Origin of the sequence: Streptomyces sp. NBC_00178 (genome assembly GCF_036206005.1) — a bacterium.
Lineage (GTDB): Bacteria > Actinomycetota > Actinomycetes > Streptomycetales > Streptomycetaceae > Streptomyces.
Genome location: NZ_CP108143.1, coordinates 2,613,986 through 2,627,502 on the forward strand (window position 1 = coordinate 2,613,986; position 13,517 = coordinate 2,627,502).

Below are 13,517 nucleotides of genomic sequence, written 5' to 3' on the forward strand. Positions count from 1 at the left end.
CGTGGCCCGGATCGCACCGTCCGGGTCGTGTCGTCCTGGTCGGGGCGCCCGGACCGCTCCGTCCCGACGAGGCCGCGTCTCCGTCCCGACGACGCCGCGCGGACCACTCCGTCCCGACGACGCCGCGTGGATCGCACCGTCCGGCTCCCCGATCCGGGGAATCTACGCCCCGGCCGTGATCCTGTCGCGCTCCCGCCCGGCCTCTTCGTCAGTCGGCCCGGCACCCTCGTCACCGCGCAGTGCCGGCTCCCCCTCGCTCAGCCCGAACCGCCGATGGAGGGCTCGCAGCGGCCCGGGAGCCCACCAGGTGAGCCGGCCCGTCAGTTTCATCACGGCCGGCACGAGCAGGCTCCGCACCACCATCGCGTCCATCAGAACGGCGAGCGCGATCCCGAGGCCGAGCATCTTGGTGTTGGTCACGCGCGAGGTACCGATGGCGACCATCACCACGGCCAGGATGACGGCGGCGGCCGTGATCAGCCCGCCGGTGTGTCTCAGCCCGAACGCCACCGCGTGGTCGTGGTCGCCCGTGCGGTCGTACTCCTCCTTGATGCGGGAGAGCAGGAAGACCCCGTAGTCCATGGAGAGGCCGAAGGCGACGCAGAACATCAGCACGGGCAGGGTCGTCTCTATGTCTCCCGTGCTGGTGAAGGAGAGGAACCCGGACAGGTGTCCGTCCTGGAAGACCCAGACGACGGCTCCGAACATCGCCGTCAGGCTGAGTGCGTTCAGCGCCACGGCCTGGAGCGGTATCAGCACGCTCCCGGTGAGCAGGAAGACCAGCAGCAGCGTCACGCCGACGATGATCGCCAGCGCCCACGGAAGCCGGTCGGCTATGGCGTCCTTGGAATCGATCAGGACGGCGGCCGTGCCGGTCACGGAGGTGTCGAACGGGGCGGCCTCGGCCCGGATGGCACGGACGAGGTCCTGGGCACCCTGCCCGACGGACTCCCCGGCGAGCTGGACGTCGAAGTACGCCACACCCTTCCCGGCGACGGGGCCCTCGACCCGCCGCACCCCGGGGAGCGCCGCGATCCGCTTCCGGTAGTCGGCGTACTGGGCGGGGCTCGCGGATCCCTCCGCCAGTACGTCGAGGCCGCCCCCGGGGGTTCCGGGGAAGCTCTCCCGGATGTGTTCCTGGACGACGCGGGACTCGGCCGCGGCGGGCAGCTGACGGTCGTCCGCCGTACCGAACTTCACCCCGAGGAAGGGGAGCCCCAGGAGGACGAGCCCGACCGTGGTGAGGACGGCGAAGACCGGGGCCCTGCGCATCACCAGCGCCGCGAACCGGCCCCACCCCCTGCTCTGCGTCCCCGTCTCCGCGACCGCGGACGCCGTGCCGCGTCGGCGCAGGAGCCGGCGCAGATCGAGGGCGTCGACCCGCGGGCCGAGCAACAGCAGGGCGGCGGGGAGCACGACCAGGGCCGCGGCTGCCGCGAGGAGCACGACGGCGATACCGGCGTAGGCGAAGGAGCGCAGGAAGTACTGGGGGAAGACCAGCATCGCCGCCAGGGAGACCGCGACCGTCAGCGCGGAGAAGAGCACGGTGCGCCCCGCCGTGCGCAGCGTGGTGCCGACCGCTGTCCGCGCGTCGGCGCCCGCGGCCAGTTCCTCCCGGAAGCGCCGGACGATGAACAGGGCGTAGTCGATGGCGAGTCCGAGGCCGAGAGCCGTGGTCAGGTTCTGGGCGAACACGGAGACGTCGGTGAACTCGGTGATGCCCCGCAGTACCGCGTTGGTGCCCAGGATCGCGATGATGCCGACGCCGAGCGGCAGCAGGGCGGCGATCGCGCTGCCGAAGACCATGATCAGCAGCACCAGCGTCACGGGCAGGGCGATGAGTTCGGCCCTCAGCAGGTCCTCCTGGATGGTGCTCTGCATCTCGTGCCGCACGGCGAGGGGGCCGCCGACGGACACCTCCACCGGTCCGTGCGTGCCCCGGAGGGCGGGAGCCGTCCGGTCGAGGATCTCCCCCGCCGCCTTCTCGTCCCCCTCGATCCGTGCGGCGACGACGGCCTCGTGTCCGTCCTCGGAACGCAGCGCGGGGGACTTCGTCCGCCAGTACGAGCCGACGCCCGAGATCCCCGGCTCGGCCGACAGCCGCTCGGTGAGCCGCTCGGCCTCGGCGGCGACCGCGGGGTCGTCCACCGAGGCGGTGCCGCTGTCCAGGAGCAGGAGCAGATTGGGCTGCGAGCCGGGGAACTCCCTCTCCAGCACCGCGGTCGCGTACGTCGACTCGGCGTCCGGTGCTTCCCAGCCCCCACTGCCCATCCGGTCGGCGACCCCGCTTCCCGCGAACACGGCCAGCACCGTGATCACCAGCGCTGCCAGCAGGGCGAGCCGTGGCCGCGCGGTGACGAGGCGGGCCCATCCCCCGACAGGCTCCGAGCTGTTGACTTCGGACATGGTGCGGTGTCCCCTTCACCGGGACCCGGGCAGCACAGGGCAGCATGGGTCGGTCATTGCCACTTACACTGGCAAACACGAGTCCCCGCTCGCGTTTCATCAGAATGCGAGCACCCACTCGCGTTTGTCAACCACGTCCTGAAAGCTGGGGATCGACGTGTCCGAGTCCGTGCCGGAGTCCAGGGCGGAGAACGCCGCCACGCCCGCACAGAGGGGCAAGCGCGAAGAGGGGGCGCGCGCGGACGGGGGCCCGACGGCAGGCACCGCGGCCCCCGCGGACGCCGGCGCGGCGCGCCCACGCCGCCGCCAGGCGCGCGGCGAGGCCCGTATCGCGCAGCTGCTGGAGGCGGCGGCGAGCGTGTTCAGCACCAGCGGCTACAACGGGGCCAGCACCAACGCCATCGCCCGCGAGGCGGGCGTCTCGCCGGGCACGCTCTACCAGTTCTTCCCCAACAAGGAGGCCATCGCGGTCGAGCTGGGCGACCGGCTCATGCACCGCTGGCGGGAGACGTACGGTGCCGCGTTCGTCGTGAGTCACCTGGAACTGCCGCTCGACCGGCTGCTCGACGCCGTGCTCGACCCTCTCATCGCCTTCAACTGCGAGAACCCGGCCTTCGCGGTGCTGACCCACGGCTCCGAGATCCCCGGCGTGATCAGCCAGGAGCACGACGCCCTGCACGCCACGATGCTCAGCCGGATCGAACAGCTCCTCGGCACCTATCTGCCGGACCTTCCGCGGGACCGGGTCGCACGCGTCGCCGGGATGTCCTTCGTGCTCTTCAAGGCCGGTCTCGATCTGGTCATGTCGCACGAAGGCGCCGAGCGGGCGGCGTACATCGGGGAGCTGAAGGCGGTGATCCACCGCTACCTCGAACCCCTGGCCTGCGACACGCCCGGTGGAGTGACCGGCGAAGCCCGTTAATACCCCCTAGGGGTATACTTGGCGTGCAGACGGGCGCACCGCGCTTCCCGGCGCCCCCTCGCGCCCCGCCTGCCGCGTCCAGTGTGCCTGCGAAGAGGAGAACGTCATGACCGCCGAGACCGAGACCCCCGAGGCCGCGGGCTCCTGCTGCTCGTCCACCGGGTCCTGCCAGGACGGTACGACCGATGTCCAGGTGGGCGGCGTCACCGCCGTCTACGAGGTGAAGGGCATGACCTGCGGCCACTGCGAGGGCGCCGTGTCCGAGGAGATCTCCGGCATCGAGGGCGTCACCTCGGTGAAGGCGGAGGCCGGCAGCGGCCTGGTCACCGTCGCCTCCGCCGCCCCGCTCACCGAGGAAGCGGTACGCGCCGCCGTGGACGAGGCGGGCTACGACCTCGTCGGCCGCGCCTGACCGCACCGGCACGGACGTGACGGTCCCGGACGCGCGGACCGCGTCGCGGCGGCCGGGCCGCAACCGGCACCCGGACGGCCGCGACGGTCCCGCAACCGGGATCACGCCCCCGATCACGCCTCCGCGCGCTCACGCCGGTGGGCACCCCCGCACGCACCCCCGTCGGCCGTTCCTCCACCCGGGAAGCAGATACTGGTGGGGAACGGCACGACTGCTCGACCCAGGAGTCCGCACATGGCCGGCACCACGGCATCCGAGGCCCCCGTGGAGGAGACCTCCCAGACCGAGTTCACGATCGGGGGGATGACCTGCGCCTCGTGCGCGGCGCGCGTCGAGAAGAAGCTCAACCGCATGGACGGGGTCAGCGCCACCGTCAACTACGCGACCGAGAAGGCCCGCGTCTCCTTCGGCACGGGAATCGCGCTCGAAGACCTCGTCGCCACCGTCGAGAAGACGGGCTACACGGCGCAGCCGGTGGTCCGCCCGGCCCCGGTACCCCCGCCCCCGCCGGCCGGTGAGGATGCCGCACGCGGTGCCGTCCCGGCGGGCCGGGAGGACGAGGGCGGCGCTTCCCCGGACAGCGCCCCGGGCGTGATCACGTCCGGGACCCCCGCCGACGCGGCGGCCGACGGGCCGCTCGCCGCACTGAGGCAGCGACTCCTGGTCACGGCGACGCTCGCCGTACCGGTCGTCCTCATGGCGATGATCCCGGCCCTGCAGTTCGACAACTGGCAGTGGCTCTCCCTCACCCTCGCCTCCCCGGTGGTCGTCTGGGGCGGGCTGCCCTTCCACCGCGCCGCCTGGGCCAATCTGCGCCACGGTGCGGCGACCATGGACACGCTCGTGTCGATCGGGACGCTCGCCGCCTTCGGCTGGTCCGTGTGGGCGCTGTTCCTCGGCGACGCCGGCATGCCGGGCATGCGGCACGGCTTCGACCTCACCGTCTCCCGGTCCGACCCCTCGGCCACCATCTACCTGGAGGTGGCGGCGGGGGTCACCGGTTTCCTCCTGCTGGGGCGCTACCTGGAGGCACGGTCGAAGCGGAAGGCGGGCGCCGCCCTGCGCGCGCTGCTGCACCTGGGCGCCAAGGACGTCGCCGTCCTCCGCCCCCGTACGGGAGAGCACCCCGGCGCCGCGGCGGGGCCAGAGGATGCCCGGCACGGGGCCTCCTCACCGGACCTCACGGAGGTGCGGGTCCCCGTCGACGCCCTCCTCGTGGGCGACCGGTTCGTCGTACGGCCCGGGGAGACGATCGCCACCGACGGCACCGTCGTCGAGGGACTCTCCGCGGTCGACACCTCCATGCTCACCGGGGAGTCGCTCCCCGTGGACGCAGCCCCGGGCGACTCCGTCACGGGCGGCACGCTCAACACCTCGGGACGGCTGGTCGTCGAGGCCACCCGGATCGGCTCCGACACCCGGCTCGCCCGCATGGCCCGTCTCGTCGAGGACGCGCAGAACGGCAAGGCCTCCGCCCAGCGCCTGGCGGACCGCATCTCGGCCGTCTTCGTCCCCGTGGTGCTGCTCATCGCCCTGGCGACCCTGGTGGCCCAGCTCCTCGTCACCGACGACGTCACGGCCGCGTTCACCGCCGCCGTCGCCGTCCTGATCGTGGCGTGCCCCTGCGCCCTGGGACTCGCCACGCCCACCGCCCTCATGGCCGGCACCGGGCGCGGCGCACAGCTCGGGATCCTGATCAAGGGGCCCGAGGTGCTGGAGACCGCCCGCAGGGTCGACACGATCGTGCTCGACAAGACCGGCACGGTGACCACGGGCCGGATGACCCTGGGACGCGTCCACACCGAGCCCGGCACGACCGAGGCCGAGGTGCTCCGGCTCGCCGGCGCCCTCGAACATGCGTCGGAGCACCCCGTGGCACGCGCCGTCGCCGCCGGAGCGGCCGCCCGGACCGGCGGGGCGCTCCCCGCCCCGGTGGACTTCACCAGCGTTCCCGGCCTCGGCGTGCGCGGCGTCGTCGAGGGCCACCAGGTGCTGGCGGGCCGCCCGCGACTCCTCGCCGACGCCGGGATCGCCCTGTCGCCGTCCCTGACCGAGGCGCTGGCGGGCGCGGCGGGACAGGGCAGCACGACCGTCGCCGTGGCCTGGGACGGCCGGGCGCGGGGCGTGCTGGAGGTCGCGGACACGGTGAAGGAGGGCAGCGCCGAGGCCGTCGCGGAACTCCGCGCGCTCGGGCTGCGGCCGATCCTGCTGACGGGCGACAACCGGGCGGCCGCGCAGGCCGTGGCCCGCACGGTCGGCATCGACGAGGTCCACGCCGAGGTCCTGCCCGAGGACAAGGCCGAGGTCGTACGGGGCCTTCAGGCGGAAGGCCGCTCCGTCGCCATGGTCGGTGACGGGGTGAACGACGCAGTCGCGCTGGCGGTCGCCGACCTGGGCCTTTCCATGGGTACGGGGACCGATGCGGCGATCGAGGCGGGCGACCTCACACTGGTTCGTGGAGATCTCAAGGTGACCACTGCCGCCATCCGGCTCTCACGGCGTACTCTGTCGACTATCAGAAGCAACCTCTTCTGGGCCTTCGGCTACAACGTGGCCGCACTGCCTCTGGCTGCGTTCGGGCTGCTCAGCCCCATGATCGCGGGTGCGGCGATGGCGTTTTCGTCGGTGTTCGTCGTGACGAACAGTCTGAGGTTGCGCTCCTTCACATAATTTCTACAAAGAGACTTAGATCACACCGATTCGAGGGTAACCATCTGATGGGTTGGTGAGTCTAAGAGTGCGATGTCATGGATGTCTTGGGGGACGTCCGATGGAGTGTCTTGGGGGACGCTCCTGGCGATCGCCGGCCGGGGCACGTGCACCGGGGAGCTTTGAGCGGCCCTCCCGTACGTACCCCGGCAGCCGCACGGCAGGACAGAACTGAATACGCGTCACCGGCAGAACGAGTGGAGTTCAGGCTCCCTTCAGACGCCCGGCCGGATCCCGTGGGGGGAATCCGCTCCGGGATATGGAAAACGCCCCGTCCGTCGACCCGTGGGGGGATCGGCAGGCGGGGCGTTTTTCCGCATGCGGGCGTGTGTCGCACCGCGCTCCCCCGGTGGCGGGTTCCGGGCCTGCGGGCGCACGCGGCACCGCTCCGGGGCCGCACGGGTTCCGCACGGCATGTAACCAGGCGGCACCGCTCCGAGGCCGGCCGGCGGCGCCCCGGGCACCCAGGCGGCCCGCCCGGTCGCCCGCACGGCACGGCTCCGGAACGCCGAATCGCCCCGACACCGCGCTCCGAACAGTTGGTCGGGCGCGGTACACGGGGCGAAGGATGCCGGCCGGTTCAGCCGGGTACGGCGGTACGGCAGCGGCTCAGGCGAGCGGGATTCAGCGGCCCTCGGCCGGGACGAAGTCGCGCAGGACCTCGCCCGTGTAGATCTGGCGCGGGCGACCGATGCGGGATCCCGGCTCCTTGATCATCTCGTGCCACTGGGCGATCCAGCCCGGAAGGCGGCCGAGCGCGAAGAGCACGGTGAACATCTCGGTCGGGAAGCCCATGGCGCGGTAGATCAGGCCCGTGTAGAAGTCCACGTTGGGGTAGAGGTTGCGCGAGACGAAGTACTCGTCGGAGAGCGCGTGCTCCTCCAGCTTGAGCGCGATGTCGAGCAGCTCGTCGGACTTGCCGAGCGAGGAGAGCACGTCGTGCGCGGCAGCCTTGATGATCTTGGCGCGCGGGTCGAAGGACTTGTACACCCGGTGGCCGAAGCCCATCAGGCGGACGCCGTCCTCCTTGTTCTTGACCTTCTGGATGAAGGAGTCGACGTCGCCGCCGTTGGCCTGGATGCCCTCGAGCATCTCCAGGACCGACTGGTTGGCGCCGCCGTGCAGCGGGCCCCACAGGGCGGAGATGCCGGCGGAGATCGAGGCGAACATGTTCGCCTGCGAGGAGCCGACCAGGCGCACGGTGGACGTCGAACAGTTCTGCTCGTGGTCCGCGTGCAGGATGAGCAGCTTCTCCAGCGCGGAGACGACGACCGGGTCCGGCACGTACTCCTGTGCGGGCACCGAGAACGTCATGCGCAGGAAGTTCTCGACGTAGCCGAGGTCGTTGCGCGGGTAGACGAACGGGTGACCGATCGACTTCTTGTACGCGTACGCCGCGATCGTCGGGAGCTTGGCGAGCAGGCGGATCGTCGAGAGGTGACGCTGCTCCTCGTCGAACGGGTTGTGGCTGTCCTGGTAGAAGGTGGACAGCGCGCTGACGACCGAGGACAGCATGGCCATCGGGTGGGCGTCGCGGGGGAAGCCGTCGAAGAAGCGCTTGACGTCCTCGTGCAGCAGCGTGTGCTGGGTGATCTCGTTCTTGAAGGCCGACAGCTCGTCGACCTTGGGAAGGTCACCGTTGATCAGCGTGTAGGCGACCTCGAGGAACGTCGAGCTCTCCGCGAGCTGCTCGATCGGGTAGCCGCGGTACCGCAGGATGCCCTGCTCGCCGTCGAGGTAGGTGATGGCGGATTTATAGGCGGCCGTGTTGCCGTATCCGCTGTCCAGCGTCACCAGGCCCGTGTTGGCCCGGAGCTTCCCGATGTCGAAGCCCTTGTCGCCGACGGTGCTGTCGATCACCGGGTAGGTGTACTCGTCATCGCCGTACCGCAGTACTACAGCGTTGTTGGTGTGCTCGCTCACGTCATCCCTCACCGACGTAGTGCCTCTTCTTCGAGGTGCCCTGACTGTCTCCACCCTCCCCCATTTGGCTCAGGAGAGTGCACTCGGGGTCGTCCATTGGACCTACTGGCGGCACTGAGTGCCGTCAACTTTCTCATCCTGCCCCCTGGACCCCGGTTCCGGAAGAGCTCAGTGATGTTTCCCACCGTTTTGATCGATCATTTTTCCGGGAAGTCTGCGGCCGTACCGCTCCGGAGCCGGAAATCCAGTGCCGTACAGCGTCTGCCTGCGGAAACGGTGCGGACCGCCTGGCCGATGGCCTTGCGCGAACCGACCAGCACGACAAGCTTCTTGGCCCTGGTCACGGCGGTGTAGAGCAGGTTCCGCTGGAGCATCATCCAGGCGCTGGTGGTGACCGGGACGACCACCGCCGGGTACTCGCTGCCCTGCGAGCGGTGGATGGTCATCGCGTAGGCGTGGGCCAGCTCGTCCAGTTCGTCGAAGTCGTACGCGATCTCCTCGTCCTCGTCCGTCAGGACCGTCAGCCTCTGCTCGTCCGGGTCGAGGGCGGTGACGATGCCGACCGTCCCGTTGAAGACACCGTTCTCTCCTTTGTCGTAGTTGTTCCTGATCTGCGTCACCTTGTCGCCTACCCGGAAGACCCGGCCTCCGAACCGCTTCTCGGGCAGGCCCGGGCGTCCAGGGGTGATGGCCTGCTGGAGAAGTCCGTTGAGATGGCCGGCGCCCGCCGGGCCGCGGTGCATCGGGGCGAGGACCTGCACGTCACGGCGTGGGTTCAGACCGAACCTGGCGGGGATGCGGCGGGCGGCGACGTCGACGGCGAGGACGCCGGCGTCCTCCGTCTCGTCCTCGACGAACAGGAAGAAGTCGTCCAGCCCCTGCGTCAGGGGCGGCACTCCGGAGTTGATCCGGTGGGCGTTGGTCACGACGCCGGACTTCTGGGCCTGCCGGAAGATGGTCGTCAGCCGGACGGCGGGGACGGGGCCGCCCTCGGCGAGCAGATCCCTCAGCACCTCCCCGGCGCCGACCGAGGGAAGCTGGTCCACGTCGCCGACCAGCAGGAGATGGGCACCGGGTGCCACCGCCTTGACGAGCTTGTTGGCGAGCAGCAGATCCAGCATCGAGGCCTCGTCGACGACGACCAGATCGGCGTCCAGCGGCCGGTCCCGGTCGTAGGCGGCGTCCCCGCCGGGCTTCAGCTCCAGGAGCCGGTGCACGGTCGACGCCTCGGCGCCCGTCAGCTCGGACAGACGCTTCGCCGCCCGCCCGGTGGGGGCGGCCAGCACCACCGTGGCGTTCCGGGCGCGGGCCAGTTCGACCACGGAGCGGACGGTGAACGACTTCCCGCAGCCGGGGCCGCCGGTGAGGACGGCGACCTTCCTGCTGAGCGCGAGCCGGACGGCGGCCTCCTGCTCGGGGGCGAGCGTCGCGCCCGTACGCCCGGCGAGCCAGCTCAGCGCCCTGTCCCAGTCGACGTCCTGGAACGCCGGCATCCGGTCCTCCGGCGTGCGCAGCAGGCGCTGCACCTGGGCGGCGAGGGAGATCTCGGCGCGGTGGAACGGCACCAGGTACACGGCGGTGACGGGCTGCCCGTCCTCGGGTCCCGGCACCCTCTCGCGCACGACTCCCTCCGGATCCTCGGCGAGTTCGGCGAGGCAGTCGATGACGAGCCCGGTGTCCACCTGGAGGAGCTTCACCCCGTCCGCGATGAGCCGCTCCTCGGGCAGGAAGCAGTGGCCCTGGTCGGTGGACTGCGACAGCGCGTACTGGAGTCCGGCCTTGACCCGCTCCGGGCTGTCGTGCGGGATGCCGACGGCCTGGGCGATGCGGTCGGCGGTGAGGAAGCCGATGCCCCAGACGTCGGCGGCCAGCCGGTAGGGCTGGTTCTTCACGACGGAGATCGAGGCGTCCTCGTACTTCTTGTAGATGCGGACCGCGATGGAGGTGGACACACCGACGGTCTGGAGGAAGACCATGACCTCCTTGATCGCCTTCTGTTCCTCCCAGGCGGCGGCGATCATCTTCGTCCGCTTCGGCCCGAGTCCGGGCACCTCCACGAGCCGCTTCGGGTGCTGCTCGATGATGTCCAGGGTGTCGACGCCGAAGTGGGTGGTGATGCGGTCGGCCATGACCGGGCCGATGCCCTTGATCAGGCCCGAGCCGAGGTAGCGGCGGATGCCCTGGATCGTGGCGGGGAGGACCGTCGTGTAGTTGTCGACCTGGAACTGCTTGCCGAACTGCGGGTGGGAACCCCAACGCCCCTCCATCCGCAGGGACTCACCGGGCTGGGCACCGAGCAGCGAGCCGACGACGGTGAGCAGGTCACCGGCCCCGCGGCCGGTGTCGACGCGGGCGACGGTGTAGCCGTTCTCCTCGTTGGCGTAGGTGATCCGCTCCAGGACACCTTCGAGCACGGCCGTGTTGGACATGGGACGACGCTACCGGCTGCCACCGACAGCCCTGCCCCTGCTCGTCCAGGAGCCGCTCCGCCCCCGGCTGCGGGTCCGCGGCATGTCCCGTACCGCCCGGAGGCGTTCGGCAGGGGCCGGGGCGCGTGCCGCCCGGCCGGGGACGGCACGGCGGAGCGCGTAATCCGGTCGACTCGCGGGAGGGCCCGCGTCGATGATGCGTCCATGGCACTGACCGATACCCTGGCGCGCGTCGACGGCGACCTCGCCGCCGGGCGGGTACCGATGGCACGGCAGCGGCTGCGCGGGCTGGTCTCGTCGTTCCCGCACGACCACGCGCTGCGCCGCCGGCTGGCCGAGGTGTACCGGCTGTACGGCGACCCCGCCGAGGCCGGACGCTGGATGTACCTCGAGCAGGACCGCTCCCCCGAGGAGACCGCCGCCTTCGCCGCGCGGTACTCCGACCCGGTACGCCGCATGAGGGCCCTGGCCTGGCGTGGGCCGGAGACGGCCGCGGGTTCGGCCTTCGCCGAGCGGGAGCTGGCGTCCGTACGGCTCGCGGCGAGCGCCTCCGCGGGGCGGGCCCTCGGCTGGGACACCCTCCCGGACTACGGCAGCGGCACCGCGGACGAGGGCTCCCCCGGCCAGTCCCTGGCCGCTCTGGGATGCCTGGCCCTGACGCTCGCGTTCCTCGCGATCTGGGTGAACGGCCTGATCGCGCTCTTCGACTGAACGGCCTGGTCGCGCTGTTCGACTGACCCGCCGGGCGGCCGGCACCGCGCGCGGCTGCCCGCGAAACCGGGTGGCTTCCGGCGGGGGCCGCGCCCTACCGTTCGCTGCCATGGCAGACGCATGCTTCGCGCACCCCAGGCTCGCCGCGATCTACGACGCCCTCGCTCCCGATCGGACCGACCTCGCCGCGTATGTCGCGATGGCGGAGGAGTTCGGCGCGCGCCGGGTGTGGGACATCGGCTGCGGCACCGGGGTACTGGCCCTTCTGCTGGCCGGTCGCGGCATCGACGTCACCGGTTGCGACCCGGCCGCCGCGTCCGTCGACGTGGCCCGGCACAAGCCCGGTGGCCACCGGGTGCGCTGGATCGTCGGTGACGCGACGGCGTATTCGCCCCTGGGGGTCGACCTCGCGACCATGACGGCCAACGTCGCCCAGCAGATCACCGGGGCCGAGGACTGGCGGAGGACTCTGCGCGCGGCGCGGGAGGCCCTGCGGCCGGGCGGGCGCCTCGTGTTCGAGACCCGCGATCCCGCGCGCCGGGCCTGGGAGGAGTGGACCCGCGAGGACTCGTACCGGGTGACGGAGATTCCGGGGGCGGGTTCCGTCGAGAGCTGGGTCGACGTCGTCGAGGTGCGCGGTCCCTTGGTGACGTTCCGGTGGACGTACGTCTTCGCGCAGGACGGCCAGGTGCTGACGTCGGACTCGACGCTGCGTTTCCGTGAGGCGCGTGACGTCGAGGCGGCGCTCGGCGCGGAGGGGTTCGTCGTGGAGGACGTGCGGGACGCCCCCGACAGGCCGGGCCGGGAATTCGTGTTCGTCGCCCGCCGCCCCGGGTGGCCGCGCGCCTGACCCCGTGTGCCAGAAGCCCGGGTGGGCGCCAGTACACCTTCGCCGGACGGGAGTTCCTCACGGAGGCGACCGGGCCGGGCGCACCCGGGTGCCCCGCTCCGGAGTACGGACGGCCTTCCTGACGGGCCGTCGCCACGGTTCCCGAAGGTGCGGAGAAAGGCACCCGCGCGCCGCCCTGCGGGACCCCGTGGCGGCCCGTGAGGGGGCCCTGCGGGGGCGGTCACCGGCACTCCGGAGCCGGCCCCCCACCCCCGGGCGATAGGGCTCCCAGATCTCCTCCGTGACGCCCACACACCCCTCCTGACCTGGGGTTATATCCTCGGCGCGACTATGCTTGCACTGTCTGGAAGGGGGTTCCGAATGGACCGGAACATACGCTCGGTGGACGACGTCCTGAGGCTCATGGACAGCCTGTTCGCACCGGAGGCCGACCGGTGGACGCAAGGGGCGGGGGCCTGGTGGGACGACTTCTACGCGGACCGGTCGAAGCCGGTCCCCTTCTTCGTGGCGAAGCCCGACGAGAACCTCGTCTCCTGTCTCGACCGGGACCTGATCGGGCCGGGGCGGGCCCTCGATCTCGGCTGTGGTCCGGGGCGCAACGCCCTGTTCCTCGCCTCGCGGGGCTTCGACGTGGATGCGGTCGACCTGTCGCCCGGCGCCATCGCCTGGGCCCGGGAACGGGCCGTCGAAGCGGGAGCGGACGTCCGGTTCCACTGCGGTGACGCCTTCGCCGAGGGGGCACCGACCGGGCCGTACGACCTGATCCACGACTCCGGCTGCTTCCACCACCTGCCGCCCCACCGCCGCGTCAGCTACCTGGGGTTCCTGGAGCGCAACCTCGCTCCGGGCGGGCACCTCACCCTCAGCTGCTTCGCCTCCGGTGCGATGGGGTCCGAGCTGCCCGACGCGGCCTTCTACGGCGAGGCGGGCCTGCTCGGAGGCCTCGCCTACACGCCGGAGGAACTGCGCTGGATCTTCGCCGGTCTGGAGGAGGTCGAACTCCGGCGGATGCGCGACGAGCCGGCCGACTCCCCCTCCTTCGGCGAGGACTTCCTCTGGACCGCGCTGTTCCGGAAGCCGGACCGGATTTCCTGATCCCCCTCGACGGCCCGGTGCGACCGGGTTCGGCCGACGGCTCGCGCAACGTCTCGCGCG

At 71.4% G+C, this 13,517-nt stretch carries 9 protein-coding genes; 6 read left to right on the forward strand and 3 right to left on the reverse strand.

Features of this window, described 5'->3' with window-relative positions:
- Positions 1-162 precede the first annotated feature (162 nt).
- Positions 163-2,406 (reverse strand): MMPL family transporter, encoded by a 2,244-nt coding sequence (locus OHT61_RS11245; RefSeq protein WP_329037404.1) that lies wholly within the window; start codon positions 2,404-2,406, stop codon positions 163-165.
- A gap of 169 nt (positions 2,407-2,575) precedes the next feature.
- On the opposite strand from OHT61_RS11245, the gene OHT61_RS11250 reads away from it, so the two are divergent.
- The 3 genes from OHT61_RS11250 to OHT61_RS11260 all read left to right on the forward strand — a co-directional run bounded on the left by OHT61_RS11250 (position 2,576) and on the right by OHT61_RS11260 (position 6,410).
- Positions 2,576-3,328, forward strand: a complete 753-nt coding sequence (locus OHT61_RS11250; protein WP_443049610.1) for a TetR family transcriptional regulator — start codon at positions 2,576-2,578, stop codon at positions 3,326-3,328.
- Positions 3,329-3,434: 106 nt separating this feature from the next.
- On the forward strand, positions 3,435-3,740 hold the full coding sequence (locus OHT61_RS11255) for a heavy-metal-associated domain-containing protein (protein WP_329037407.1): 306 nt from the start codon (positions 3,435-3,437) through the stop codon (positions 3,738-3,740).
- A gap of 234 nt (positions 3,741-3,974) precedes the next feature.
- Positions 3,975-6,410 (forward strand): heavy metal translocating P-type ATPase, encoded by a 2,436-nt coding sequence (locus OHT61_RS11260; RefSeq protein ID WP_329037409.1) that lies wholly within the window; start codon positions 3,975-3,977, stop codon positions 6,408-6,410.
- Positions 6,411-7,073: 663 nt separating this feature from the next.
- Here the strand turns inward: OHT61_RS11260 and OHT61_RS11265 are convergent.
- Together OHT61_RS11265 and recD2 are read right to left on the reverse strand one after the other, a co-directional pair.
- Complete coding sequence (locus OHT61_RS11265) at positions 7,074-8,372, reverse strand: citrate synthase (RefSeq protein ID WP_145801439.1); 1,299 nt, start codon at positions 8,370-8,372, stop codon at positions 7,074-7,076.
- 197 nt (positions 8,373-8,569) lie between these two features.
- Entirely contained in the window at positions 8,570-10,801 is a 2,232-nt protein-coding gene (gene recD2, locus OHT61_RS11270; RefSeq protein WP_329037414.1) for an SF1B family DNA helicase RecD2, read from the reverse strand.
- A 204-nt stretch (positions 10,802-11,005) separates the two neighbouring features.
- Here recD2 and OHT61_RS11275 point away from each other — a divergent pair, with 204 nt between their 5' ends.
- From OHT61_RS11275 to OHT61_RS11285, 3 genes are all read left to right on the forward strand, one after another.
- Complete coding sequence (locus OHT61_RS11275) at positions 11,006-11,512, forward strand: DUF6584 family protein (protein WP_329037416.1); 507 nt, start codon at positions 11,006-11,008, stop codon at positions 11,510-11,512.
- A gap of 109 nt (positions 11,513-11,621) precedes the next feature.
- Positions 11,622-12,362, forward strand: coding sequence for a class I SAM-dependent methyltransferase (locus OHT61_RS11280; protein WP_329037417.1), 741 nt, complete (start codon positions 11,622-11,624; stop codon positions 12,360-12,362).
- A gap of 360 nt (positions 12,363-12,722) precedes the next feature.
- Entirely contained in the window at positions 12,723-13,457 is a 735-nt protein-coding gene (locus OHT61_RS11285; RefSeq protein ID WP_329037418.1) for a class I SAM-dependent methyltransferase, read from the forward strand.
- The last annotated feature ends 60 nt before the right edge of the window (positions 13,458-13,517 follow it).

Bases quoted from the DNA above. Each gene is read 5' to 3' on its own strand.
- OHT61_RS11245 (WP_329037404.1), bottom strand. From the start codon at position 2,406: ATGTCCGAAGTCAACAGCTCGGAGCCTGTCGGGGGATGGGCCCGCCTC.
- OHT61_RS11255 (WP_329037407.1), top strand. From the start codon at position 3,435: ATGACCGCCGAGACCGAGACCCCCGAGGCCGCGGGCTCCTGCTGCTCG.
- OHT61_RS11260 (WP_329037409.1), top strand. From the start codon at position 3,975: ATGGCCGGCACCACGGCATCCGAGGCCCCCGTGGAGGAGACCTCCCAG.
- recD2 (WP_329037414.1), bottom strand. From the start codon at position 10,801: ATGTCCAACACGGCCGTGCTCGAAGGTGTCCTGGAGCGGATCACCTAC.
- OHT61_RS11275 (WP_329037416.1), top strand. From the start codon at position 11,006: ATGGCACTGACCGATACCCTGGCGCGCGTCGACGGCGACCTCGCCGCC.
- OHT61_RS11280 (WP_329037417.1), top strand. From the start codon at position 11,622: ATGGCAGACGCATGCTTCGCGCACCCCAGGCTCGCCGCGATCTACGAC.
- OHT61_RS11285 (WP_329037418.1), top strand. From the start codon at position 12,723: ATGGACCGGAACATACGCTCGGTGGACGACGTCCTGAGGCTCATGGAC.